The sequence below is a fragment of the Paenibacillus oleatilyticus genome (assembly GCF_018998565.1).
GTDB classification, from domain to species: domain Bacteria; phylum Bacillota; class Bacilli; order Paenibacillales; family NBRC-103111; genus Paenibacillus_G; species Paenibacillus_G oleatilyticus.
This window is the reverse complement of sequence record NZ_JAHNZO010000001.1, coordinates 311,198-337,841: the sequence shown is the minus strand read 5'-3', so window position 1 is coordinate 337,841 and position 26,644 is coordinate 311,198. Positions and strand designations below refer to the sequence as shown.

Annotated in this window: 19 protein-coding genes; 10 read left to right on the top strand and 9 right to left on the bottom strand. The window is 56.4% G+C overall.

Annotated features, from left to right (window positions below; all coding sequences use genetic code 11):
* The first annotated feature begins 23 nt into the window (after positions 1-23).
* On the top strand, positions 24-2,537 hold the full coding sequence (locus tag KQX66_RS01505) for an SEL1-like repeat protein (RefSeq protein ID WP_216788936.1): 2,514 nt from the start codon (positions 24-26) through the stop codon (positions 2,535-2,537).
* Positions 2,538-2,602: 65 nt separating this feature from the next.
* Here KQX66_RS01505 and KQX66_RS01500 read toward each other — a convergent pair whose 3' ends face one another.
* Positions 2,603-4,834 carry a helix-turn-helix domain-containing protein gene (locus KQX66_RS01500; RefSeq protein WP_216788934.1) on the bottom strand — a complete coding sequence of 744 codons (2,232 nt, stop codon included), beginning with the start codon at positions 4,832-4,834 and terminating at the stop codon, positions 2,603-2,605.
* A gap of 259 nt (positions 4,835-5,093) precedes the next feature.
* On the opposite strand from KQX66_RS01500, the gene KQX66_RS01495 reads away from it, so the two are divergent.
* The 4 genes from KQX66_RS01495 (at position 5,094) to KQX66_RS01480 (ending at position 9,965) form a co-directional block, all read left to right on the top strand.
* Complete coding sequence (locus KQX66_RS01495) at positions 5,094-6,083, top strand: ABC transporter permease (RefSeq protein WP_284439765.1); 990 nt, start codon at positions 5,094-5,096, stop codon at positions 6,081-6,083.
* Between the two features lie 49 nt (positions 6,084-6,132).
* A complete protein-coding gene (locus KQX66_RS01490; protein ID WP_036679200.1) occupies positions 6,133-7,017 on the top strand; it encodes a carbohydrate ABC transporter permease in 885 nt (294 codons plus the stop codon).
* Positions 7,018-7,080: 63 nt separating this feature from the next.
* On the top strand, positions 7,081-8,649 hold the full coding sequence (locus KQX66_RS01485; RefSeq protein ID WP_216788932.1) for an extracellular solute-binding protein: 1,569 nt from the start codon (positions 7,081-7,083) through the stop codon (positions 8,647-8,649).
* 56 nt (positions 8,650-8,705) lie between these two features.
* Positions 8,706-9,965, top strand: coding sequence for a Gfo/Idh/MocA family protein (locus KQX66_RS01480; protein WP_216788930.1), 1,260 nt, complete (start codon positions 8,706-8,708; stop codon positions 9,963-9,965).
* A gap of 67 nt (positions 9,966-10,032) precedes the next feature.
* On the opposite strand, the gene KQX66_RS01475 is transcribed toward KQX66_RS01480, so the two are convergent.
* The 3 genes from KQX66_RS01475 to KQX66_RS01465 all read right to left on the bottom strand — a co-directional run bounded on the left by KQX66_RS01475 (position 10,033) and on the right by KQX66_RS01465 (position 13,443).
* Positions 10,033-10,230 (bottom strand): hypothetical protein, encoded by a 198-nt coding sequence (locus KQX66_RS01475; RefSeq protein WP_216788928.1) that lies wholly within the window; start codon positions 10,228-10,230, stop codon positions 10,033-10,035.
* Between the two features lie 1,088 nt (positions 10,231-11,318).
* Positions 11,319-12,140 (bottom strand): WYL domain-containing protein, encoded by an 822-nt coding sequence (locus KQX66_RS01470; protein WP_216788926.1) that lies wholly within the window; start codon positions 12,138-12,140, stop codon positions 11,319-11,321.
* Positions 12,127-13,443: a helix-turn-helix transcriptional regulator gene (locus KQX66_RS01465; protein WP_216788923.1), complete on the bottom strand. Its 1,317-nt coding sequence runs from the start codon at positions 13,441-13,443 to the stop codon at positions 12,127-12,129. The genes KQX66_RS01470 and KQX66_RS01465 overlap by 14 nt, the downstream gene beginning before the upstream one ends.
* A gap of 621 nt (positions 13,444-14,064) precedes the next feature.
* On the opposite strand from KQX66_RS01465, the gene KQX66_RS01460 reads away from it, so the two are divergent.
* From KQX66_RS01460 to KQX66_RS01445, 4 genes are all read left to right on the top strand, one after another.
* Positions 14,065-15,573 (top strand): TROVE domain-containing protein, encoded by a 1,509-nt coding sequence (locus KQX66_RS01460; protein ID WP_216788920.1) that lies wholly within the window; start codon positions 14,065-14,067, stop codon positions 15,571-15,573.
* Positions 15,574-15,719: 146 nt separating this feature from the next.
* Positions 15,720-16,508, top strand: coding sequence for a nucleotidyltransferase domain-containing protein (locus KQX66_RS01455; RefSeq protein WP_216788918.1), 789 nt, complete (start codon positions 15,720-15,722; stop codon positions 16,506-16,508).
* Positions 16,509-16,514: 6 nt separating this feature from the next.
* On the top strand, positions 16,515-18,113 hold the full coding sequence (locus tag KQX66_RS01450) for a limonene hydroxylase (protein WP_216788915.1): 1,599 nt from the start codon (positions 16,515-16,517) through the stop codon (positions 18,111-18,113).
* Positions 18,095-19,321, top strand: coding sequence for an RtcB family protein (locus KQX66_RS01445; protein ID WP_216788913.1), 1,227 nt, complete (start codon positions 18,095-18,097; stop codon positions 19,319-19,321). Before KQX66_RS01450 ends, KQX66_RS01445 begins: the two co-directional genes overlap by 19 nt.
* A gap of 164 nt (positions 19,322-19,485) precedes the next feature.
* On the opposite strand, the gene KQX66_RS01440 is transcribed toward KQX66_RS01445, so the two are convergent.
* Both KQX66_RS01440 and KQX66_RS01435 read right to left on the bottom strand, forming a co-directional pair.
* Positions 19,486-20,343, bottom strand: a complete 858-nt coding sequence (locus KQX66_RS01440; protein WP_216788910.1) for an amidohydrolase family protein — start codon at positions 20,341-20,343, stop codon at positions 19,486-19,488.
* Between the two features lie 6 nt (positions 20,344-20,349).
* A complete protein-coding gene (locus KQX66_RS01435) occupies positions 20,350-23,487 on the bottom strand; it encodes a GNAT family N-acetyltransferase (RefSeq protein WP_216788908.1) in 3,138 nt (1,045 codons plus the stop codon).
* A gap of 182 nt (positions 23,488-23,669) precedes the next feature.
* Between KQX66_RS01435 and KQX66_RS01430 the strand changes: the two genes are divergently transcribed.
* Positions 23,670-24,161 (top strand): DUF6884 domain-containing protein, encoded by a 492-nt coding sequence (locus tag KQX66_RS01430; protein ID WP_216788906.1) that lies wholly within the window; start codon positions 23,670-23,672, stop codon positions 24,159-24,161.
* Positions 24,162-24,210: 49 nt separating this feature from the next.
* Here KQX66_RS01430 and KQX66_RS01425 read toward each other — a convergent pair whose 3' ends face one another.
* The 3 genes from KQX66_RS01425 to KQX66_RS01415 all read right to left on the bottom strand — a co-directional run bounded on the left by KQX66_RS01425 (position 24,211) and on the right by KQX66_RS01415 (position 26,550).
* Positions 24,211-24,822: a TetR/AcrR family transcriptional regulator gene (locus KQX66_RS01425; RefSeq protein ID WP_216788904.1), complete on the bottom strand. Its 612-nt coding sequence runs from the start codon at positions 24,820-24,822 to the stop codon at positions 24,211-24,213.
* 4 nt (positions 24,823-24,826) lie between these two features.
* A complete protein-coding gene (locus KQX66_RS01420; protein WP_216788903.1) occupies positions 24,827-25,579 on the bottom strand; it encodes an alpha/beta fold hydrolase in 753 nt (250 codons plus the stop codon).
* Positions 25,580-25,785: 206 nt separating this feature from the next.
* The gene (locus KQX66_RS01415) at positions 25,786-26,550 is read right to left on the bottom strand and encodes an ANT(4')-I family aminoglycoside nucleotidyltransferase (RefSeq protein ID WP_216788902.1); all 765 of its coding nucleotides are present in this window, start codon (positions 26,548-26,550) and stop codon (positions 25,786-25,788) included.
* Positions 26,551-26,644: the final 94 nt, after the last annotated feature.

The following is a 26,644-nucleotide window of genomic DNA, read 5'->3' as shown; positions in this document are numbered from 1 at the left end:
GCGGCCTACGAAGGAGAACAGCGATGTCGCACAGAGTCTATTTATACAATGTCAGCGCCCCTTCCGAAGCGCGGGATGACGATACGATGATGATGGAATGGGGCTACGAAATGCCCCTATGTTTACAGCCTCTCTTGGTCGACGGAGGGTTTATCGATGGCAATAATTATAACAACCATACGGAGCCGGACAACGCGGGACTGTATTACAATGCCCGGGCAGGAATCGATAACCTGAAGCGGTTTTACGAGTTTCTGGAGAAGCAGGAAGGGCTGATTGCAGACAAAGCAGCCTTTGCCGAAGCCAAAACGAAGCTTTTGAGCTATCTCGAAAAATTAGACCTCCCGTATTTCCATCTGGATGCGTGGGACGTGTTCAATATGGATGATATCCCCCATGCCGAGCAGGCGGAAACATGGCGGGCGAATATTGCCCACAACAACGAGATCATCACCAAGGCGATGGACAACGATGACATTTCGCTGCTGCGCTATTCCGAATTGATGGATGTGAACCCTGGCTTTAAGTCGTTTGCCGAATTGCTTAATTACCCGAATTACGAATACGGCTGGGCGTCGATTTGGGAGCCTTACGAAGACGAGGCGGATGTAGAGATTTTTGAGGAAAACGGCTTGTGGGGCCTGAAAGACAAGGCTGGCAGCATCCTGTTCAGCCCGCAGTTTGACGAATTTTACGATTTCAGCTGCGAAGATCTCGCCGTGGTCTCCCGGGCGGGCAAGTACGGCTATGTACATAAGTCCGGGAAAACCGTCATCCCGCTCGTATGGGACGATGCTCTCGATTTTGAATACGGTACGATTTCCGCCATTGTCAAACGGGACGATAAATTCGGACTTATCAATCTCGAAGGCCGGGCGGTTACGCCGACCGAGTACGAGAGCCTGGAAGCGCTGGCCGGCATTTTTTTTACCGGGAAAAAAGATGGCGGCTGGGGCGTGCTGGATCAATCCGGCTCCGTCATCGTACCCTTCGAGCATGAAGAGGCCTTCCAGTTCGGCGGGGAGTTCTACCATACGACAGTGAAAGGGCGAAAAAACCGCAAAATCTTCAACGAATCTTGGAACTATATCGGAGACTTTCCGTTAACTGCGGTGGAGCCGATCGGCGAGGGGCTTATTCTGGTCAAGCCGCACAAGGATGCCAATCACCATACCTTGTACAAAAAAGACGGCACGGTCTGCGTGTCGGGCTTCGATAAGCTGAACCGGCAAACCCATTTCCCGAATCTGCTTATCCTCCGCAAAGGTAAAAAGCACGGTGCTTTCGGCAAGCGGCAGGAAAGCCTTCTGCTGCCTTATGAATACGATGCTCTGATCGATCTGCAAGCCGTCGTTGATTCCATGTCGAGCAACCTGGTGCTGGCGCAAAAGGACGGGAAAAAAGGCATTTTTAACGGGGACCCGGACGAGCCTTCGTGGTTATTTCCTTTGGACGATTACGAGGACATCGTGTGGTTGTATGAGGGAGCCTTCGCGCTGAAGCGCCACGGGTTATGGAGCATTGCCTATTCGCCCGAAAAGCGGCTGAGCGACTATGAATTCGAGCTTGTGGCGCGGAAAGCGCCGATTGACGGTTTTGCTTATGCCTTTAAAGGCTCTGAAGTTTATACGGTAGGGCAATACGGGCTGGCGAGGGCCGATAAAGCCGAGGTGCTGGAGGATGCGGAGGATACTTATTATAACTATTATTTTGATGCCGACGTACGCAAGCGCCTGCTGGCTTATGCCAAAGCGGGCAGCCCCGATCCCGGTGGCGTAGACGAATACACACCGGTCGAAACTTTGTACAACTTGAGCTTGGAGGCTTACGAAGCGGGCAATTACGAGAAAGCGTTCCACTACGATACCCTTGCGGCCGAGAAAGGCTATGCCCCATCGATGAGTAACCTGGCACAAATGTATTACAGCCAGGAGGGCTATCTCGATGACGATAAGGCTTTCTACTGGTACGAAAAGGGCGCAGCCGCAGGCAACCCTTATGCCATGAACGGTCTGGGCGCCTGCTACCGGCACGGCGTAGGGACGGAGCCGGATGCGGATAAGGCGCTGTACTGGACCGGGCAAGCCGCAGAACGCGGCCTTGATTTTGCCCACAACAATCTGGGAGCCATCTATTACGAGGGACAACTGGTGCCGCAGGATTTGGACAAGGCGCTCTGGCATTATGAGCAGGGTGAAGTATTGGGCTCGCCGGACTTTGGTTGGCTTGGTTATATTCATGACTTGAAAGGGAATCACGAAAAGGCGCTGCATTATTACCGCCAGGCTTACGAAGCGGGCAGCAATGTGGGGGCCTACAACCTGGGAATCGTGTACAGTCAAGATTTGGGCATAGCCAAAAATATTCCGGCGGCCATTACTTATTTTAACGTGGCTTTGGAAAGAGATTATCCGCATGCCCATATCGAGCTGGCCCGAATCTACCGGAACGAAAAGGAATTCGCGGATGAGAGCTTGGCGAAATACCATCTTGAACAGGCAGAGGAGGCCGGATTGGATATCCCGGATGACATCTGACATGAATTGAGCGGCCGCTTTCGCGGGCGCCATTGCCCGGAAGGCGGCCGGAACCCCCGGCTCGCCTACATCTGCGTCCCCGATCGCCGGTACTCGCTCGGCGTAACGCCGGTAATCTTCTTGAACATCCGGTTGAACGAGTTCATGTTCTGGTAACCGACCTGCCCGGCGACATCCTGAATGCGCAGATCGGTCTGCCGCAGCAGCTCCTTCGCTTTGCCGATGCGCACGTCGTTGACGAAATCGAGGAAGTTGATTCCCGTTTTTTCTTTAAAATAAGTGGACAAGTAGCCTCCCGTAATGTTGAGCCAAGAGGCGACGAGATCCAGCGTAATATCTTCCGTATATCGCTCCGTCACATAAGCGGTCGCTCCGGTAATAATCGGGTCGGCGGCTTCTTTTTTATTGTTGATGCGCCGGCAGGCTTCGCCGATCATCGCTTCGAAATAACGGTCCAGCTTGGAGACGGTATGGAGCTGCTCCGGCTCAAGGTCCGTTAATTTTCCGCTGTCCAGCCCCATGCCATGCAGCAGCCGGGTCGTTTTGTGTGTGATTTCGCGGGCAAACTCGCGGTAGGCGAGCGCGTCGGCCTTTCTTTTCTCCATCTGCGCCATAAGGCGCCGCAGTGCCTGCAGCACGTTCGCGGCGTTCCCCGCCTGCAAGTTCGCTTTAATTTCCTGCATCAGCGCATCGGGCACAACGAACGGCTCTTGCGGGACGCTCGGGGCTTCAAGCACGACCGTCTCGTCGTCGAACGGCCGGTGCCGGATCATCTCCAGCGCCTCTTCGTAGGCGTCGGTCAGGTCAGCGGTATGCGCATGCAGCGGGCTGACGGCAATAGTAAGGAAGCAGTAGGCTTTGTCCGTGCTCAGCACGCCGACGATGCCGTCCAGCGTCGTACGCAAGCGGTCTTCCTCTCCCGGCTCCGGGTACACGATCGATAAAATCTGATTTCGCTCGATTTGGAACGTGAGCGACCCTTCCAGCTCCTTCGTGACGACATGGTTAATGTATTCGCGAATGTACGACGCGGCGCGTTCCTCTTCCGCTTGAATTTCCGTGTGAAACGGGTGATTGAACGAGAGATGGAACAGAACGACTTGGAACGGCTTTTGTTCCCCTAGATGATCCGCACCGGCGACAGGAAGCCCGCGGATTTTTTTCAGCTTGTTCATATAGCTGTGATAGCGCAGCAGCGCATGCTTCTCCTCCAGATCCTGATGCCGCAAATGCCGCTGCTGGAGCAAAAAGCCGATATTGCCGCGGATGAGCTCGAATTCGTTGTCGTGCCGGGGCACGGTGTCCTGTTCATTCAAGCTTTTGATCGACTCGACGATGCGCTGGACCGGATTGTTGAACCGGACGGTGAACAAGACGGATACCGTGACGCTGGCTGCGATGGCGACGAGCAGGACGGCGACGAAGGTCAGATTCAGCTTGATTAATTGGGACGAAATATGGCCGTCCGGCACGAGATTCACATAGGTGAATCCGGTTTTCGATCCGGTGGTGTAGAAGAAGTACTGGCTATCCGCCTTCACCCAATCCTGTCCCGGAGGCAGAGCAGGCAGAGGCTCATCGGCTGCGGAGCCCGAAGCGAACAGCAGACGGCCGCTCGCGTCCAAGACGTAAAAGTTGTCATTCACCGAGCGGTGGAACGCTTGAAACATGCGGTCCGCATCGACAAAAGCCAGCATCATGAAATCCGGATAAAAGCGGCTTTTGACCAGCATGGGCCAGACCGGACCGGTCGTATCGCCCGGCGAGTCGTTTCGCAGGTAGGAAGCGGCCGGATAGATCGTCATCGGGCCGGCTTGCTCGAACTGCTTTTTCCAGAACGAGTAGGTGTAAACGGGATTGACGTAATATTCGGTGAACATGGATTCGGGGCTCGCGCCTCGCGATTTCTCCAGCATCAGGGAATGCCTGACATCGTACACGAACAAATTGTTCAAATATAGCGCCTGATTCGATACGGTATTGCTGAGATAGTCCGTCACCTTGTTGGCTGCCACGTAATCGAGATAAGGCTTGTTGTTCAGCTCCTGCAGCCGCGGGTTCAGGTACAAATTCAGCATCGTATTCTCCAGCAGCTCAAAATGCTGCTCGAAATCGTTTGTCGTATTCGTCAAATTGACCGTATTGTATTTGATGATTTCATCGCGGAGGCTTTGCCGGAAAACTCCATAGGTCAGAAGCTCGAAGATGACCAGAAGAACGATTACCCCGAGAAAGCTGAGCAGCAGCTTAAAGAAGACGGAACGCGCTTTCATTTTGATGCGGAGGATGCTTGGCAAAGGCGGTTTTCTCCCTTCGTGCGGCGGATCGGATGCCATATGTCTGTTTTTCGAATGTTTCACTGATTTACGGAAATCCCGAAAACCGTGATAAAACGGCAATAGCGACGGTTTCCGGAGGCGAATTGTCACTATATTATAACATTACAGCCCCGGGATGGGGGCGGCCCTTAAGTCTCAAAATAGACTGGAAGCGGTTCCAAGATAAGGGGTGCGAACCTGCCGCAAGTCCCAATGAAACCGAGAAAGGAGTTTTCTTATGGAAACGGAATTCACAGCCAAGGCATCGCCCGATCCGGGCCCTTCCCGTATGACAGCGGAGTCCGTGTCCGGAAGCTCGCGCCGGCAACTGCTGTTGACCCGGATGTGGAAGGAGCGTTACTTGTATCTGCTGCTGTTCCCGGGCCTAGTGTACTTTATCGTATACAAGTACTTGCCGATGGCCGGTAATATGATGGCTTTTCAAGATTATAGCGCATTTCAAGGCTTCTGGGGCAGCGAGTGGGTCGGACTGAAGCACTTTGAGCGCATCTTCCAGGACAAGGAAGTGCTGCGGGTGCTCTGGAACACGCTGTACTTGTCCTTGCTGCAAATCGCCTTCGCCTTTCCGGTGCCGATCGTGCTCGCCGTAATGCTCAACGAGGTGCGCCGTGAATGGTTCAAGCGCCTCATTCAATCGATCGTCTACTTGCCGCACTTCATTTCTTGGGTCGTCGTGATCGGCATGGTAACGGTGTTCCTCCAGTCGGAGGGACTGGTAAACAAGCTGCTGCATGTGCTGTTCGGCATCGGACCCGTTGCCTTCCTGCAGGAGCCGGGCTGGTTCATGCCTCTCGTCGTGCTCGAAGTGATCTGGAAGGAATCCGGCTGGGGCACGATCCTTTTCCTCGCGGCGCTGGCCGCCGTAGATCCGAGCCAGTACGAAGCGGCCGTCATCGACGGAGCCAACCGCTGGCGGCAAATCTGGCATATTACGCTGCCCGCGATTCGCAGCACGATTGTGATTTTGCTTATTTTGCGGCTCGGCAGCGTGCTCGATTCGGGCTTTGAACAGATTTTCCTGATGCTCAACCCGTTCAACAAATCGGTGGGTGACGTGCTCGACACATATGTGTACGTCAAAGGGCTGACCGAATCCGACTACAGCTTCGCCACCGCGGTCGGTTTGTTCAAATCGCTCGTCGGCCTGCTGCTGATTATCGGGGCGAACCGTCTGGCTAAACGCTTCGGCGAAGAAGGCGTGTTCTAATCTTACTTGCGGCTGGGGCATAAAGCAAGATACGGAGGTGCAAAACGCTATGATTCGTAATCGCACATGGCAGGAAAAAGCGTTCGGGGCCGTTAACGGGGTGCTCCTCGTGATCATCGCGCTGCTGATGCTGTTCCCGTTCTACTATATGACTATCGTGTCGTTTACTTCTTACTCGGAGTACGTGAAGACCGAGCTGCTGCTCGTTCCGACAAGCTTTGTGCTCGATGCGTACGCCTATATTTTTCAATCGGATTCGTTCGTGCGTTCGCTCGGCGTGACCATTTTTGTCACCGTCGTGGGCACGTTCGTCAACCTGCTGCTGACATCGATGATGGCTTATGCTTTGTCGCGCAACATTCTCGGCAAACGGGTGTTTCTGTTCCTCGTCCTGTTCACGTTCGTCTTCGGGGCCGGCATTATTCCGACATATATGATCGTCAGCGCTACCGGCCTGATCAACTCGTACTGGGCGTTAATTCTTCCCGTCGCCATCAACTCGTACAACCTGATCGTCATGCGGCAGTTTTTTCTCAATATTCCGCATGAGCTGACGGAGTCGGCCCTGATTGACGGGGCTAACGATCTGCAAATTTATGCCCGCATCATTCTTCCGCTGTCCAAGCCGGCGCTGGCTGCCTTCGGGCTGTTCTCGGCCGTGGCCCATTGGAACACGTATTTCTCGGCGCTGCTTTATTTGAACGATCCGGCCAAATGGACGGTGCAGGTTATGCTGCGTCAGATCGTGATTTTGAGTCAGGCGGGCAATATTTTGTCCGAAGGGGTACAGGCGGCTCGGGGGCTGCAGGTTCCACCCGCGGAAACGATCGGCATGGCGGCGATTCTGGTGTCGACGATCCCGATTCTCGTGCTGTATCCGTTTCTGCAAAAGCATTTTGCGAAAGGGGTGATGTTGGGCTCGGTCAAAGGCTAAGGGGTTGGATATTCGGTTTGACTGATGTACCATAGCATTACACCTTAAGGAGGATATGCATCCATGACAATGAAACGGTCTGTTTCCGTTCTGCTTTCGCTCGCCGTAGCGGGCAGTATGACAGCTTGCTCCGGAGGAGCGAACTCGGGTGCGGCGGACGCCGGCAAAGGCGGTGCGGACGCCAAAAATAAAAAGATAACGATCACCTGGTTCTCCGGTACGTGGGAAAATCCGGTACCCGGGCCGGACAGCGAAGCGGTCAAAGTGATCAATGAGAAGTTTAACGTAGACTTCAAGCCGCAGTATGTCCCTTGGGATACGTATGACGAGAAGCTCAGCGTCACGATGGCTTCCGGCGATATTCCGGACGTCATCGGCATGGAGCTGGTGGACGCCAATTATATGAAATGGGCGAAGCAGGGCGCTTTTCTCCCGCTGAACGACTATCTCGACCAATATAATTCGTTCAAGCCGGTGCCTTCCAACGTCTGGGATATGCTCAAGGTGAACGGCAAAGTGTATGCGGTTCCATACTTTTTCAACGCCAAGGGCGGCAAAAAGCCGGTCATTCGCAAGGATTGGCTCGATAAGCTGGGACTGCCGATGCCGACCAATTACGAAGAGCTGAAAAAAGTTGCCATCGCGTTCGCCAAGCAGGACCCGGACGGCAACGGCAAGGACGACACGATCGGCCTCGGATTGGCCAAAAACATCTATTACAGCCCTACGTTCAGCCCGTATTACGGCGCATGGTACGAAAAGGACAAGAACGGACAGTACATTCCCGACATCGGCGAAGGCAGTAAAGAGGTCGTCAAGTTCCTGACGGATCTGTACAAGGAAGGCGCGATTAAGAAAGACTGGGCCGTCACGAATTACAACGACGTGTTCAAGGCGTTTAACGCCGGGAAAGTCGGAATCTGGTACGAGGAGCCGGGAGGCAATCTGATCAACTACAAGACGCTGGCCGAGAACGCGCCGAATGCCGTGCTTGCGCCACTGCCGGCCTTCAAAGCGCCGGACGGCACCCAAGGCATCCGCTCGCTGGCCGGGTACTACAAAATGTATCTGCTGAGCGCCAAGCTGAAGAACGATCCGGAGAAAGTGCAGCGCATTCTCGAAATCATGGACTATTTCCGCGAATTTACACCGGCGGACCAGCGTAACGCCAAGAATGAAAAGTACGATTGGCTGAACGGCAAAGAAGGCAAAGGCTACAAAATGGAAGACGGCGTACCGATTCCAATTAAGGAAAACCGTTCCAACGTCGCGCCGAGCGCCTACATCAACACCGAAGGCTGGGCGCCGAACGACCAAGACCTGGAAGTGTTCATCAAAGGCTCGAAGTCGCCGCTCGAAAGGCAGTTTAACGAATCGGTGGTCGCGTATCTCAAAACGTCCAAAATTTATCTCAGCCCTGTGATGGCTGTTCAGTCGCCGCTGTACAATACGAAATGGACCGAGCTGTCCCAGTTCCTGAACGACGAAAAGACGAAAATGATCGTCGGCCAGCGGCCGTTTTCGGATTGGGATAAGATGGTAGACGAGTTTATGGCGAAGGGCGGCAAGGAAGTCGTCGACGAAGTGAACAAGCTGATCAAGGATAACAACGCGAAAGTCGGCTGGCAGTAAGGGAAGGCCTAAGGTCGGCTGATGAATATAATTTTCGGAAAAAGGAGCCCGAGAGCATGAAACCAATGACAGCCGTCTTGATCGGAGCCGGAGCGAGAGGGGCCGGCGGCTATGCGCGGTACGCGCTCGATTGTCCGCATGAATTGAAGTTCGTAGCCGTTGCGGAGCCCAACGCCGAGCGCCGGGAAAAGTTCGCAGCCGAGCACGGTATTTCCCGGGAAAACTGCTTCGAGACGTGGGAGGAGCTGCTCAGCCGTCCGCAGATGGCGGATATCGCCATGATCTGCACCCAGGACCGGATGCACTACGAGCCGACGCTGCAGGCGCTGGATCTCAAATACCACGTGCTGCTCGAAAAGCCGATGTCGCCGGACCCGCGCGAATGCGTGGAGATGGAACGGAGGGCCTTGGCAAACAACCGGCTGCTGACGATCTGCCATGTGCTGCGTTACACGCCGTTCTGGGCAACGCTGAAAAAAATCATCGCGGAAGGCCGCATCGGTGAGGTCGTATCGATTCAGTTGAACGAAAATGTCGGCTATTGGCATATCGCTCACAGCTTCGTCCGCGGCAACTGGAACAATTCGGATAAATCCAGTCCGATGATTTTGGCAAAATCGTGTCATGACATGGATGTGCTGTCGTGGCTGATGGATGAGCCGTGCGTCAAGGTCAGCTCGTTCGGCTCGCTGATGCATTTTCATTCGGGGAATGCGCCCGCCGGATCCACGGATTACTGTATCGACGGGTGCGCGGTGGAGGCGGAATGTCCTTACTCTGCCCCGCGGTTCTACCTCGGTGAAGGCAAAGCGTGGGCGCGCCATTATACGGAGGAGCTGACGCGGGAGAACATCGTGAAGGGCCTGCGCGACTCGCCGTACGGCCGCTGCGTCTACAAGTGCGACAACAACGTGGTCGATCATCAGGTGGTCAACATGGAATTCGCGAGCGGAGCTACGGCGATGTTCAGCATGTGCGGCTTCACGCGGGAGCAGGAGCGCCGCATCCAGATCATGGGCACGCGCGGCGAGCTTCGCGGGGAAGAGAGCACCATTACGCTGATGGATTTTCTGATGCACCAGAAGACGGAGATCGAGATCCCGCCGCAGGTGAGCGGCCACGGCGGAGGGGACAGCGGCATCGTGCGCAGCTTCCTGCGCGAGGTGCGGAGCAACGCCGGCGGGGAAAGCCTGACCTCGGCCAGCGCCTCCGTGCGCAGCCATTTGATGGCGTTCGCGGCCGAGGAGTCCCGCTTGAACGGCGGCAAGGCCGTTCTCATCGACGATTACTATAAGCAGGTTGTAGCGGCGACATAAGTCGTCGGTTTCGCCGGGAGGCATGCGCTGAGCTCCCTGTCGCTTAAAGGCTGTTGTCAAAACAGTCTTAGGCGGTGGGGGGCTCTTGCGTTTTTGCGATGCGGGCGTTGTCCGCCTTGAGCTCTGCCCGCTTCTGATCGAGAAGCTGCTGCTCGATACGGGATAGCTTGCGGGAGATCGTTTGCAGCCGGTAAACGACATAGATCGGAAAGGCCAGGAAAAGAAGAGCGAACAAAATCACATTAGGCCAATGAATGGCGTACATCGGGACACCTCCTTTTTCGGTTCGTTGGTGGAAGTGTTTGCACGACTTGCCGTGAAGCTGTTGGACGTGAAGCTATTGGAGCGGAGCTATTTGCTCCATTTCGCAATTGGCTGCTGTAGGATATCGTTCGCGGGCAAGGTCGTGCGCTCATAGGGCGACGCGCTTGGGATTCGGTGCACGCGAATCCCAAGCTTGCGTTGGCGCTACGCTGCTGTATGCGGTTTGCAAGCCCTGTGCGGCGTTGATTTCTCTTAGATGATGGTTCTTGGATGACGGATCGCAGGGGGAGATTTCCAGGGATAGAGGAACTGACGTTCGCTATTCGGCTGTTTTGCTCGTTGCCGGGGGCGATAGAGGAACTTGGTGCCTCTATTCTGGCGAATGATGCCGGATTGGCCGGATTATGTTGTCATGTCGTGGCAATAGCTCACCTGAGTTCCTCAATTTTTCGGAATGAGGCTATTTGAGGTGTCTTAGCGCATCTGAGTTCCTCTATCTGGTTTTGCGAAAGTCACTACTAAGATGAGGATTGCCGCATTGCTTACGAATGGCCGCATAAGAGCAGAGTGACCATCGGAAGTAATGTGCACTGTGAGCTGAAACGCACTTCCAAATGCACATCGAGTGTCAGAGCGTAAGTTTCATCGAACGCCACATAGCACGAACATAGAGTATTACGTCATCGAGCGTCTAGAGTATCGTGGAGCGTCAAAGAGTATCCGTCGGGCGTCTAACGTATCATGGAACATCAAAGAGTATCCGTCGGGCGTCTAACGTATCATGGAACGTCAAAGAGCATCCACCGGTGTCAAGCGCATCATAGAGTATCAAAGAGCATCATCGAGCGTCTAGCGCAGCCTAGAGCCTAGAGCCATCCAACGTCGTCGAGAACTCCTCACGCGCCATCGAACTCACCGAGCGCTCCAGCGTCTCCGGGCCTCGCAAGAGTATCCCACGAGCTCGGGTACCCTCGATTTCCCGGCAGAGACCAATCCAACGCCCGACGCGTCATCCTAACAGCGGCGCCACTAGGTTACCGATCGGTTTTCGGCCGAGGCCCGCCCTTTTTCTACCCGGCCTACCGTCGTTCACGGTACAACCTGCGGCTCCTCCGTTACCCCGTACCGGCTCAGCGCCTTGGCCGCCGATTCCCTCATGCGCCGTTTGAGCTTGTCACCTTCGACCACCCGGACCCGCTTGCCGAGAAAGCGCAGCTTGGACAAAATATATTCGCTCTCGTCCCCGAGGAACGTCAGCCGGATCGTGTAGCAGTCTGCCGCGTCGTCGTACCCGACTTGCTTTTCGAAGCACGAGAAGGCGTAGAGGATGCGGGACAGCTCATTATTATACTCGCGCACCACCTCGATGACCGCCGATTCCTTCCGGGCCTCCAGCATGTGGTTGATATCCGTTTCGACAGCCGCGGCTTCCTCCGCCGAAACCGTTTGCTCCGCAAGCTCCACAATATGCTGCAGCTTCGTATTCATCAGCGCCCGATACCGGAGATGATACCAAATCAAGTACCATTCCCGTTTGACCATCGAGTACTCCAGCTTGAACGGAAAGCCCGGCTGCTCCTCGAACATCCGTCCGTCTCTGATCCGGTGGTTGATGAGAATACCGCTCTTCCGCAGCATGATCCGCCGCAAGGAACGCAAAAGCGGATGGTAGACCTGATGCTCCCTGCTCTTGGCCTTTTCCCCGAAGCCTTCCTTCATATCCAGCGTCGGGTCGCCTTGGAGCATGCTTTGCAGCTTCTCCAGCGTCTCGGGAGTAAAAGCTTGCCCGGACGCCGGGTGCTCCAGCATCGCTTTAAGCCATGTCCGCTCATGGGAGGTGACGGCGAGCGTGCCCGTTTCGTGGAGGCGGGACATGACCTGGTAATTAAAAATTTTCTCAAACGGATTCATAATACGCTGCGATCTCCTTCCACTCCTCAATCAGCTCCCGGCGCAGGTGCTCCGGTGCAAGTACTTCGCAGCTGGAGCCGAAGCTGCGAAGCCAAGGCTTGATCTCGGTCGTCCCGTGCACTTTGATTTCATAGATAAAGGAAGCTTCGTCTTCTTCCGTAATTTCTCCCCACTGGCCTTGAAGCAGCACGCGCTCCTTGACGAAATTGGGCTGCGGAGCCTCCGGGCTGAAAAACCGTACCCGCACCGTAAGCGGCCTTCCGGTATCGATAAGCCAGCTGTAGCGGGTTTTTTCCTCCAACAGGTGCAGCTTCTCGCTGAACGTTTCCTCGGATACGGCCTCGTCTTCGTTCAGTTGAGTCAAGCCTTCCAAACGGAACTTCACGATCCCTTGCCGGCTTTCTGAGCCGAGCAAATACCACCGGCCGTATTGGTGATCGTAGATCACCTTGAGCGGCAGCATCACGACCTCTTTTCCCTCGGTTTCGCGTTCGAACAGCGGGTTCGTATTTTTCGACGCGTAGCTTTTGCGCGTTCTGGGTGAGAAATAGAGAAACCGCACCTTCCGGCGCTGCCGGATCGCTCCAAGCAGGGTGAACAGATGCGCTTCATCCAGAATGCGCGAGTAATAATGGTACTTGTACAGAAAGGGCTCCCCTGTGACGTCTTCCGCTCCGCCCACATGCTGCAAAGCCTTCTTCACACTATCCCGTAAAAGATAGCCTTGAACGGACGGCACCTGCGTATTCGCCATAATGTCGACGTAATCGTAGAGATCGAGAAGCTCCTCGTAGGTTAGGTCCTTGACGAGCCGGTCGTGAACGCGGTACCGGTATGGCCGTCCTCCGGGCTCTCGTACGATTACGCCGACTTCCTCCAAATATTTCAGGTCCGAGCGAATCGTTTTTTCGTCGGGCAGCGGAAGCTCCGCGGGAAGGTCGCTGCAGCACGCATCGAGCAGCTCCATGACGGTCCGCGCTTCCTCCTGCATGGCGGCGAGCAGCAGGGACAGCCGGTGGCTCTCCGATTCCTTTAGCGACTTGGCGCGGTATAAGAACAGCAGCATCGGGTCTGCGGACTCGTAGTAGCTGAAACGGAGCGTTTCGGCGAATTCTTTGCCCTGCTCCTGCGGGAGCTGCTGGTACATCGTGTTCACGATGTCCTTCAGCCGCCGGATCGTTTTGTCGAAGGTATGTACGGAGATGCCGAGCCGCTGAGCGAATTGCTGGCGGCTGTAGGCACCGCTGGTCAGCACCAGCATGCGCAAAAACTGGATTTCTTTATCGAAGCTTTCTCTGGCCATGGACAACCTCCGCTTTCGTAGCTGTTCCTTTTATTGTAACAGGGAAGAGAATTGGAGAAAAAGGAAAACTTTTTCTCTCGTCGTAATACTTTCGCCATGTTCGCGGGGCCGAAAATAAGCGATGATAATACACGTAAGGCCGACGCCGAAAGGCAAAAGCTTTACGGCAAAAGATCACCGAGGCGCTTGGAAGGGTTACTTCGCCTCTTAAGCGACAGGTCGCCGGTTCGAGTCCGGCTTCCGCTATACGGCGGAATAGCTCAGATGGTAGAGCGGTTATTGTACCTTTCCGCCCACTTCCTCGGAGATCTTCAGCATATGAATACCGAAGCGAGGCGCTTGAAAGGGCTCCTTCGACTTTTATGGGAAAAGAATTGACGGCGGCAGCCGGGTGTCAGAGACGCCATGCGCCTTTTCGTTTTTCCCTCGCTTCGTTCTTAATAAGTTAATAGTACGGCGAGGCGCCGGGGAGGGTTCCTTCGCATCCAAGCGGCCAAAAGATTATTGGGCAACACAGCAGGTTCGAGTCCTGCACCGACCTTCCTCACTTTTCCTCGCCGGGTCTATGATGAATATGCTTACGAAGCAGTTTTTTGCTACGCAAAAAGGAGGTTTCCAACCATGAGTTTCGCTAAAAAAATGTTCGGTGCGATGCTGCCGACGACACATAACAAAGACGGATTCCCTGCTTATGCGCGTTCGGCCGAAGAGCAGTACGTGCAGACGCTGTTAACTAATACACTCGGAAATACGTTTTACGCCGATCAAAATGAGCTGCTGAAGGACGCGCTGGAGCTGCATCACGAAATGGCGCAGCGGAACCCGCAATTTATGGCCAAAGCGCTGGTGTTCGCCCGCAACGAGGGATTCATGCGGCTGCAGCCGCTGTTCGGACTCGCTATACTATCGTCTTACCGGCCGGATTTGTTCGCCAAGGTGTTCGACCAAGTGGTTCGAATTCCTTCCGATTTGTCCGACTTCCTGACGATCCTGCGGGGACTTGGCCGCGGGCAGGGCGGCCGGGCCGTGAAACGGCAGGTCGCCCGCTTCCTCTCCGGGGTGTCCGAATATTGGGCGCTGAAGTACAACGGCCGGGGACGCGGGTTCAGCTTGGGCGACGCGATCGCGACGTCGCATCCGAAGCCGGCCGATCTCAAGCAGCATGCGCTGTTCCGTTATCTGCGCGGGCAGGAGACAAGTCTCGCCATGCTCCCGCAGGTGGAGGCGCTGGAGCAATTGAAGCGGGCGAGAAGCGAAGCCGAGCAGCTTGCCTGCATCGAACGCGGGAAGCTGCCGTACGAAACGGTGACGGGCGCGATCAAGCCGTCCAAGGCCGTCTGGGAGGCATTGCTGCGCCAGATGCCTACGTTCGCGCTGCTGCGCCATTTGAACGCGCTGGATCGCGCGGGCGTGTTCGAGAAGAAAGCGAACCTGGCGTTCGCGATGGAGCGTCTGACGAATGCCGAGGCGCTGCGCAAAGCGAAGATTTTGCCGTTCCGGTTCGCCAAGGCGTTCCGGGAGGTGGAGCGTCCGGAGCTGCGCGATGCGCTTCGGGCGGCGGTGGAGCAGACGTTCGCGAATTTGCCGGAGATCGGCGAGAAAACGGCGATTTTCCTCGATATTTCCGGTTCCATGCAAGGGGAATATTTGCAGATCGGGTCCGTATTCGCCTTGGCGCTGTACAAGAAAACGCAGGGGAACTCGTTGTTCTGGCTGTTCGACACGGAAGTGACGGACGCCAAGCCGTCGCGTCATGACAGCATTTTGACGCAGGCAGACCGCATCCGTTCCCGCGGCGGCACCGATACCGGCGCCCCTGTGCGCAAGCTGTTTTACGAAAACAAACGGGTCGATCAGATCATCATTATCACGGATGAGCAGCAGAACAGCGGAAGTCCGTTTTACGCCGAGCTGGCGAAATACCGCGCCAAGGTGAACCCGCAAGTCAAGGCGTTCATCGTCGACATTGCACCGTACCGTTATGCGATGGCGCCTCCGACCGATCGGAACACGTTCTATATTTACGGGTGGAGCGACACGGTGTTGTCCTATATTGCGCAGGCGGTACAGGGCTACTCGGACATGACCGGGAAGATCGATGCCATGGAGCTGGGTGGCGGCGAAAAGTAACGATCCATTTTTATCTCATCGGTCCTATTCGGATGACATTTTACGCGCACACCGTAAAACCATCTATAACAACATCGGGCCATGGACCGTTGAGGTCGATGGCTTTTTCCGTTACCACCATCCCGATCCAAGGAGGGAAAACTGCGATGACCGACTTTCGTCAACCTATATTAGAAGCACTTTGCCACATTGAGCAGCAGGAGCAGGTGCGCATCCTGTACGCCTGCGAATCGGGCAGCCGGGCGTGGGGGTTCCCGTCAAAAGACAGCGACTACGATGTCCGTTTTCTATACGTCCGGCCTGTCGAGTGGTACTTATCCATATTCGATCAACGGGACGTGATCGAGCGGCCGATCAGCGACAAGCTCGATATCAACGGCTGGGATTTGAAGAAGGCGCTGAACTTATTCCGCAAATCGAACCCGCCGCTGCTGGAATGGCTGCAATCGCCGATCCCGTACTACGAGAATTACTCTGCGGCGGAGCGTATTCGCAGCATCTCGCCGCTGACCTTTTCCCCGAAATCGTGCATGTATCACTATCTTAATATGGCGAAGGGCAATTACCGCGAATACTTGCAGGGGGAGCAGGTGAAGATCAAAAAATATTTTTACGTGCTTCGTCCGGTTCTTGCCTGCGAATGGATCGAGCGGTTTAACGCGATGCCGCCGATGGAATTCGACGTGCTGGTGGACCGCTTGGTTCCGGAGGGCAGCGAGCTGAAAAAAGTAATCCGGGGGCTGGTAGAACGCAAAATGGCGGGGGACGAAATGGACTACGAGCCGAGGATCAACCCCATCAACGAGTTTTTGGAACAAAAAATGAATCATTTCGAGCGCACGGCCGTTCATTTGAAAAGCGCCGAAGGCGGACAGGATCATGAGCTTGACGGGCTGTTCCGCGCCGTGCTTGGCGAAGTGTGGGAGAACAGGTGATTGACCATGATGAATATATTTAATCAAAATACGCTTTATCCATGGACCGGCAAGCTTTCCATCTACGAATTCATCGTGTCCGCGCTGGATGAGCAAGGCCGACTCAATGATGCTGGATTGCCGGATGATGATGAGTATTGGGCCGGTCATTCCGTGCGCTGGGTCGCGGGGGGCATGGACGGGACGTTCAGCCACCACACCGGAGGGCAAGCGGATACGGCGAAGGTGCAGGCGCTGGTGCAGCTTCTGGTCAAGCAGAGCCGGAATCCGGGCAGCAAAACAAGACGCGCCACCTACCTCAAGCTCATGCAGGAGGACGTGCTGAGCGTCATTGACCCGCTGTTGGAGTCGCTGCGGGAACATCCCGGCGTCGTCATTCCGAATCTGTACCAGGAAGCGGAATGGTTCGCGAGATCCGGGGCGCACCGCAATGTCGTCAAGCTGGGGATTGCGCTGCTGGGCCAGTTCGAAACCGAGAGACATCGGGACCTGGTTATTACGCTGGGCAAGCATGACGAATTTACACTCTATTCGGCGGTTGCGATTCGGGGCAGTCTGGACAACGCCAACGAGACGCTGTTCGAATTGGCCAAGGACGTAGATGGTTGGGGCAAAATCCAACTGGTTGAGCGTCTGGAGCCGCAGACGCAGGAAATCCGGGACTGGCTGCTTCGCCATGGATGCCGCAACAGCGTCATGAACGAATATTTGGCCTGTTACTGCGCCCGTAACGGCGGGCTGGCCGAAGCGCTGTCACAAGCCTCCGTGGATCTTGAGCTGTATGACGGGGCAGGGGTCATCCTCTCCGCGCTGCTGTCCGGTGGGCCGGCTGAAAATATCGACGACTACGAGGACGCAGCGTCGGCGGTAGGCGATTTTCTAAGGCACTCGCAGACGATGTGCGTGACCGCGGCGCAGCTGGCGGTTGTGACGGATATTTACGATTTTCTAAACGAAGACGGTCAGCGTTGGGAGCAGCGGTATGACAGGGGCTGGTCCGGCGACCTGCGCGAAGCCTGCAAGCGGCTGTGCGAGAACGTCATTCGCAACGAAGAATGGCCGTCTAAAATATGGGAGGGCATCCGCTCGCAGGACAGCGCGGCACGGCAGCATGCGATCTATGCGGCCAAACGGCTCAACATGGACATCTGGGATGAGCTGTTCGGGCAGCTGCGGAAGCATCCGCTGGACAGCCATCTGTATTATGAGCTTGCGCACACGGATGAACCGGAGCGAATGTACCGCTTGATCGGCTATGCGGAAGCGTACCTTCCGCTGGAGGAAATTGCCAGCGGCCCGAGGGACGAAATCGGTTACGGGGAGCATTATGGGCCGCATCAATGCCTGCAAAGCTTGCTGCAGGCGCTTGACGTTTTCGAGGGCCAAGGGACAAAGCTGATCGCCACCGGCTTGCGGAGCCCGGCAACCATGAACCGCAATATGGCGTTGAAATGTTTGGAGGCATGGCCTCTTCCAGACTGGGGAGAGGGAGTGACGGCAACTTTGCAGGAACTGATCGCCTGCGAGCCGAATGAACAAGTAAAAGAACGAATTGCGAAGCTTTTGCAGGAAAAGGAGCTGACGGCATGGCTTATCAAATCATAGACGGCGTCCGCGTCTGGGGGAACCCGGAGGCAGGCGCCTTGGCGCAAGCGAAAACGTGCGCGGAGCACGGAAATGTCGTGCAGGCGCTATTGATGGCGGACCACCACAAGGGCTACAGCCAGCCGATTGGCGGGGTGATCGTCTACGAAGGACAAATCTCGCCGTCCGGCGTTGGGTATGACATCGGATGCGGGAACAAAGCGGTGCGAACGAACCTGCTGGCTGCGGATATCCGGCCCAGGCTGGCGCGCATCATGGACGACATCGCACGGAACGTTTCGTTCGGCATCGGGCGTGTAAGCAACAAGAAGGTGGATCACGAGCTGTTCGACGATCCGGATTGGTCGGTGTATTCGTCGGTCGGGCGTCGGGAGCACCGTAAGCTGAAGGCGCTTGCCCGCGATCAATTGGGAACCGTAGGCAGCGGGAATCATTTCGTCGATTTGTTCGAGGAAGCGGGGACGGGGCGGCTGTGGATCGGCAATCACTTCGGCAGCCGCGGGTTCGGCCATAAGACAGCCAGCGGCTTTATTAACCTTGCGGTGGGCAGGGAGTTTTTGGCGAACGCTCCGGGGGAAAAGATGGACCAGCCGCCGGTGCTGCTCGATTTGGACAGCGAGCTTGGCGATATGTATTACCGCGCCATGAAGCTGGCCGGGCGGTACGCGTATGCCGGAAGAGATGCCGTCATCCGTCAGGTGCTGGCGATTTTGGGAGCGGACGCGGAATTCGAGGTACATAACCACCACAATTATGCGTGGAAAGAGACCCATGGCGGCCGGGAAACGGTCGTCGTGCGCAAAGGGGCGACGCCGTCCGCTCCCGGCCAGCTTGGATTCATCGGCGGCAGTATGGGCGACATCTCGGTCATTGTCCGGGGGAAGGATACGGAGGAAAACCGGGCGGCCTTCTACAGCACGGTGCACGGCGCGGGAAGAATCATGAGCCGCACGCAGGCGGCCGGCAAAATGAACTGGAAGACGCGCACCCGCTCGGGCGGCCTCATCTCGGAGACGCAGATGCACGAGGCCGTGAAGAGCTTCGGCGTCGAGCTTCGCGGAGCCGGGACGGACGAAAGCCCGTTCGTGTACCGGAAGCTTCAGGAGGTGCTGGACGCCCACGCGGAAACGATCGAGGTGCTGCATGTGCTGAAGCCGATCGGCGTATGCATGGCCGGTGCTGACGAGTTCGATCCGTATAAGGACTAGCCGCTCAAATTTTAATCCAATTTTGAGCTTCTTTTAAGGTGCGCTTAAGCTTCGGGCCGCATACTAAAGAAGATCCCGTTACTTAACATATATCTTTGATCCCCGCCGTCGCTGCCATCGACGAGGCGGGGATTTTTTTGAGCGTTTATGCGTCGTTTAAGCGGCTACTCCACGAGCGGAGCAATTTTCGGAAACACTTGCAGGGCAGTTTTGTAAAAGACGTGCTCATGATACGCCTCCGGAATCAGCTCCTGCACGAATTGCAGATAAGGCTGCACGGGGGCGAGCGGCCAGTCCGTGCCGAACAGCATCTTCTCGTAATGGTCGCAGTACGTCACCGCGTGGCGCAGATGGGCGAAGAAGAGCGGGGAATCCTTGAGCCGCGCGCATTCTGCGGCATCGCCGACCATCAGGCCGGACAAATCGGCGAATACGTTGCGGTTCTTGTAGACGATCTCGGCTCCGTCCAGCACCCACGGGTCGCCGAAGTGGGCGATCATAAAGTTGACGTCGCGGTGGGCGACGGCAACCTCGTCCACCGTCAGCGGGTGGGAATATTTCAGCAGGCCGCGTTCCGAGTACGTATCCCCCGTATGATAGACGACCGGGACCTTGTACTGCTTCGCCAGCTCGTAGACCGGCTGGTAGACGTCATCGTAGGCATAGTATGGATAGTAGCCGAGGTAAATTTTGATCCCGACCGCCTCCGGCCGCTGCAGCGCTTGCTCCAATGCATCCAGCCCGGCATTGCCCAGCTTGAACGGGTTAACGCCGGGGCAGTACACGATCTGCCCCGGATACGAGTCCACCATATCAAGTCCCATCGGCGTCGGGGCTTCCCGATCGGGGAAGCCTCCGGCGGCGGTCTCCGTTACCCCCATGCCGATGCCCAGCACGACGCCGTTCTCGGCGTATTCACGAAGCAGCCCGTCTACGGAGTAATCGACGAACGAGCGGTTGTCGGCCGTTTCCTTGAACGAAGCAATATGAGACAAGTGCATGTGCGCATCAATGATTTTCATTCCGCATTACTCTCCTTCCGTGTCACTGGTTTCAAGTATAAGAGGGAAGGCGAGTCTGCGTAAAGTATCCAAGCTGTCCGCCGGCAGCGGGGCGTCCGGGAAGACGAGGAACACCGGAGCCGAGCGGTCTACGCTTCCGTGAGGGAGGCGAACTCTCCGCGTGAGGGACAGGCAGCAGATCTCCTTGTTCGTGTAAACCGAAGGGCGATTGGCTGCTTCGTCCGTGACGATGTGCATGACTCCGGTCCGGTTATCAAGGCCGAACACGTAATCCTTCGTCTCGCGCACGCTGAGCTCCCCTTTTCCGAGAGGGTAACGCAGCGCTTTTCCGTTCGGGGTGCAGGTTTGCAGCCACCCATAGCCGTCCGTCTCGTCAGGACGAAGGAACAGCTCGCTGAGCATCGATTTGTCCAGATACGTTCCCGTGTTTTGACGGATGTCCGTCATATAAGCGAGCACCGGAACTCCGGGGAGCATCAAATAGTAGCTGTTCATGATTATCCCTTTGAACGTATCGTGGTTCCGAATAGATTGACGAACCCGGATGCCCGCCCACACGTTACCTTTCTCGTCCGGGAGGCGGACAAAAGCGGCGGAATGCTCTTCTTTGCGCACGGATAACGGACCCATCTCGTCAAATTGGCCCGACAAGCCACCGGTCCAGGGATTCCACCACGACTTCGCCCCGTATTCTGGAAACCCGGAAGCGAGCCATTCCCGGCCCCCGACGGCTAGCGAACGCAGCCCGGGGTAATAGTCGGCCGCTGCGGAGATGCGGATGATTCCATTATCGGCTTCAAGCACCGAGTAACCGGCTTCGGTCGATGGCGTGCCGCTGACTTCGCCCGCCGAAACCGGGAACAACGCGGCATGATACGCCTCTTCCTGCGCGCCGAGCCGCGCTTCCACCCGGACCACGCGGCAGCGGGATGCCGGCGGAGGCAGCATGAAGCGGGCTTCCGTCGCCTCGTCGTCGGACGACAAATGCATCCGCTCCGACGACGAGGCCTCATCCGTGTAACCGGCGGAGAGCTCGCCTTCCCATACGGTCTGCTTCGCATCCCGAAGCGTGACCGGCACTTCTTCCGCATCCGGCGGCACGAACGGATTTCCTTCGTTCGCCGTCAGCTCCACATGGCCGATCGGCGGCGGAGTCGTTTCCTGCCCGATGCGCTTCAGGGCAAAATCTCGGAGCGAGCTCCAATCGTCGAACCCGCCCATAGACAAGAAGATCGTATCCGAGGTTTTCGTTTCTCCGGCTTCCAGCCGTCCGAAGCGGGTTTCCAGCTCCAGATACCAATCGCCCATATTCATCCGGTGGTTATCGGACCAGCAAATTCCGTATGCGCTTCTGGCGCCGCGGGCGAAGAGCCAAGGCTCGCTAATTTTGGAGCCGTCCCAATACTCGAAATCGATGCCGTGGGAGTCGGTCGTTTCGACGATTTGACCGTCATAAGGCAGAACGATTCCGTACAAGTCGTGACGAATGCGCTGGGAGATCCACATTTCGCTGACGACGGGGGCGTCGGAGTCATTTTCTAGCTCCTGCCACAGCTTCGCCGTTCCGTCGGCGTACAGCAGCGTGTGGAGATGCAGCAGCAGCTGCGGGAACGCATCCGAGCGGTATGTATGGCGGAAGCCGACCGCTCCCCGTTCTTCTTTTGGCTCGACACGTATCGGCTTTTTCCGGGTAAATTCGGCGGAATACGGCTTGCCGATCGACGGCGGGAGCAGCATGATCTGCTCGTCCTTCCGGTTCCAAGCCCGAAGGAACGTTTCGTTGTGATCCTTATCGTATTCGATCCCATAGCTGCCGTTCACGGCAACCCGGTTGTCCTCCGTTTCTCCGGTAAACATCGCCCCGGGTCCCCCGAAGGCTCCGCCAACGAAACGGGTGAACGTCACCTCCGGCCCGTTGTCCGGAACGGCCCGGATTTGAAGCCGGGCTTGGTAGAAACCGTAGTCGAGCAGGCGGTACGGAACCGCCAACGAGATCCGCTCTTTCGCTTCCAGGCGCGCTTCGAAAGCCCGCTGGCCGAGCGCAAGCCAGGCTTGTTCCGGCAGCTCGAAGGAGAATGTGGCCGTCTCCGGGAAATGGTTTTCCATATCGAGGTACAGGACGTAATTCCCGCCAAGCGCATGCCTTGCATCCGGTACCCGCATCGTCAGGCCGGCCGGAAATTTCGGCACGATGCCGACCTTGAGCAGCGCTTCCAGCCCGTTAATTCGTACCCGCGTCTGCACGGCAGGGCAGGTGCGCCATTCGCTTTGCTCTTCCTCGATGGCTCCGACGAAGAAGCGCGCGGCGATCCGTTCTTCGCCGTCCACCTGCAGCTCGCTTTTCCAATCGAATTCAACATTGCGGTCGGATTCGCCCTGAAGCTCAAGCTTAAGCGGGGCGCCCGATTTGTTCACGATGCGGTATTCGATAGTATATTCGCTTCCGAATACCGGCTCGGCCTGCTCCGCGGTTGCGGACAGCAAGTAGTCCTCCGTTTCGATGAGGCAGATGCCGCGGCCTCTGCGCTCGATATCGACGCGAAGCGATTGTCCGTTCTTGGACCACGCGTAAGTGTAGGTATCGAAGCCGTTCGCTTTATTTCCGTCCGGTTTCACTTCGATCGTCCGCTTCAAATCGGCGTACCAATCGATATCTTGAAGATAGGGGGCAAGCGCTTCGCAAGCCGCCACCTGGGGAATGAAGTTCATGAAGTGCGTCGCGTCCTCGCGGTCTTCCCAGAAAAAGCCGCATCTCTTGTACAGCGGCACCGCCTTCATGTTGGCTTCCCAAGTGTACAGATCGACGCGCGGCCAGCCCAAGCGGATCGTTTCCTCCACCGCCCGCAGCACGAGCATTTTGCCGATTTTTCGGCCATGGTAGTCCGGGCGTACGTTCAACAGCTGGATGTACAGCGCGCCGGTATCCTCGCGGTATTCGCCCAGGCTGCAATATCCGACGACTTGACCGTCGCAGACGGCGAGAAAGACGGCCAAAGCGTCCGAGTTTTCCTCGTCCTGGCGAATCTGCTCGGCTGTCCGGACGGCCGGTCCGCCGCCCCATTCGTCTTGGCTTCGGTTCCACATCTCGGCTACGCTTTCCGCATAATCAGGGTGGTAATGTACGATATCCACATGCGTTGTCATTTCGCTTCCACCTCGGCTCAGTAAAATATAGAAGATAATGGGTATACGTCCGAGAAGGAGGGAAGGTTGCAGGTCTGGGGAAAAAAGAAGGGGAAGACTGCTCCCGCGGCGAAGCAGTAAGCGGCAGACAGCTTAGGATGCATAGGCTGCTTGCGCACAACGACGGAAGGAGCGGGACGAACGTGAACAGACTGTGCATCATCCCTTGCGGAGCCAAAAAAATATGGGATACCGCCGCTGCACCGTCGGGTCCTTGCCCAGCCAAACGGGCGTACCTTTCGCCCCTTCACCGAAAATGTCAGGCGTATGCGGACCGCTTTTTTGACCATTGGGCGATATTATCGGCCAAGCACGGCTTTTTGCTGCCGGACGATAGGCTCGATGAAAATTACAATGTCGCCTTTGGCAGCGGTCACCCGGCAATCATTTCATTGCACGAGTTGAAACGTCAAGTAAGCGAAAAACGGTTGGACCGTTTTGAGGAAGTTGTCGTGCTCGGCGGCAAAAAGTTTACCGGGATCGTTCCCGAGGTGTTTCCCGGGGAGACACGGATTTATTTTCCGCTGGTCGGGAGCCGGGGGATCGGGGATATGCTGCAAAAGCTGAACCGCGCTCTGGAGCGCAACGAACCGTTCGATGGCGTGGTTGGAACAAAGCAAGGGGGCATGGAATAGGAGGGGCTTCCGCCGCCGTCCTATCGACGGAGCGGAAGCTGCGGGAGAGTCAGGAGCCGTCCGGTTGCAAATTCCGATTGCCGCAAAACTCCTCGATCGTTTGCGCCTTCATGTCGTCCAGCGGGAAGCCCGAAGGATAGTTCGTATACATCAGCATAATTCCCTGAAGTGTTGAAGAGAAGTGAAGGGACCGTTTCCGGGGATCGGGAGCACCCAGCTTCTCGAACATTTCGCATTGGGCCTCGAACTGCTCCGCGTAGGCACCAAGCAGCCGGTTTCCATGCTTGGCCACAACCTCATCTTGTCTCGGACAGGTGAACAAGTTCAGGTAGAAGCGGAATACTTCCGGCTGTTCGCGGACGTTGTCCAGCGCCCCTTCGACGATGTGGCGCAGCTGCTCGGCAGGGGTTTCTTTGGCGGCGGCGGCTTGCATCACTTCGAGCACCTCTTCGATACGAAGATCGACCATGGCGGCCAAGAGCTCCTCTTTGCCTTTGAAATAATTGTAGAGAAGGCCCTTTGAAATGTCCGCCCGCTTGGCTACATCGTCGATGGATGCGGAGTGGAACCCTTTCTCGATAAAAAGCTCCGTGGCCGCTTGTAAAATTTTATCTCGGGCGGCGCGGCGAATCCGTTCGTTTTCCTCCGGCGTTCGGGGCATGTCGTTACTCCTCCAGAAATTGCAAAATCGTATGGGAAACCTCGTCGGGATGGGTGAGCATAAGCATATGATCCCCGCCGTCGATCCACACGAGGCGGGCATTCGGAAGCTGCCCGAATTGCTCGGCGAGCGGGAACAGGTCTGGGCGGTCGAGTGTGCCGATCATGAACAAAGTCGGCGCCGCAAGCCGGTCCAGCCTTTCGATGGCAGGAGGCTGGGGCCATACCGATTCGCCGCTTTTCCAATCAAACCATCGCTTAATATTGTGTCGAATCATCTCGGTCATAAGCTCTAGATGCGGACTTGCTTTGACGACGTCATAGGACGGAAAATCGAGCGAAAACTCGGTCATTTTCTCCACATCCGGCGCCGCCGCGAGGACGCGCTGGAACCGCTCCTCAATGTCCGGCGCATTCCGGAAGCCCGTAACGGAGCAGGCGATAAGCCCGAGCTTGGATACCCGCTCGGGATACGTCAGGTCGAAGTCGACGGCAATCTGGCCGCCCATGGAATGGCCGACGAGTATGGCCTTTTCCAGGCCGAAGTGGTCAAGAACCATTTTTACATCCTCGACGTAATTGGCGGGCTCGACAGGCGCTGGCGATTGTCCGGCTCCCCGGCCGTCGAATGCGATAATCCGATAGTTCGCCGCAAGCCTCGGAATGACGAACTGCCAGGTGCGCAGATCTGCCCCGCCCCCGTGTAGCAGGACGATCGTCTCGTTGCCCGTACCATGAATTTCGTAGTGAAGATCCATCGTGTTTCCTCCTCCGACGTATTTTCCGCAACTGCGGATAGAATGATGACCGGACCGTGACGCCTAACCGAACCGATGGGAAAAGGTGCCATGGTCCTTGCAGCTTTAGTATAATTTATGACTGAACGTACAGTCAATACAAAAAAATCTCCGCAGACATAGAAAAAGACCCGCAGCGGGTGCGGGCCTTAGTGCCGGATTGCCTTCTAAAATGGAATTTGTTCCGTGATAAATGCATAGTCGTGCTCTTCCGCCCACGCTTGCAGGCCGCTCCAGAAAGCCTCGCACGCCAGGAAGACGCGGTCCGGGTCGGATAGCTCGCCGGACAGCACGAGCTGTGCCAGCGCATCGAAGCCGTCAGGCCGGTCGGGCAGGGTCATTGCTTCGGGAATGACCTTGGCTCCCGTAGAGTAGGACGTCCGATGATGCAGCCCGATGAGCATTGCGGCGTAATGCACGGTTTCCATGGCCAGATAAGGCAGGTACGTCTGCGGGCCTTGGGCGTTGGTATTGCGCCATTTGCCGGCGAACTCGAACATCTCGCCGACCAGAATGCTGCGGATGTTTTCCCGGAAATCGGCTTCGACCGGCGATTGGACCGCTGCTTTCAGGTCTTCAAAAAAGCCGTCCGGGTCGTACAGCGGCAGAGCCGTAAGGAAGGCGCCGTGGGACAGGGGCCATGTATCCTCGACGGTCCGGGCGTACTGCAGCAGCACTTCCTCGCTGTACACGTTCACCTCCGCTTTCCAGGCCCCAGCCGCCCATTCGTGGCTGAAGTCGACCGGTTCGTCTCCCGAGCGGAGAACGCAAAGCATCTCGGTGTCCGAGAACGGCCCGTCTGTGCCGCGGGCCATGGAGCCGTAGAGGCCGATCGCTTTCAGGTTGTCGCCGTAAACCTGCTTAAGCCGGTCGGCAATTTTAAGGGCAATGGCCCGTCTTTCTTCTTTGGTTACCGCCTGTGGTCCGTTCATTCGTTTGCACGCTCCTTGATAAAAATAAATGTTTGTTTCGCGCACTGCTTCGAACGGAGGCGGCGGTCCCCGGGGTTAACGGGGGATTTTTAGG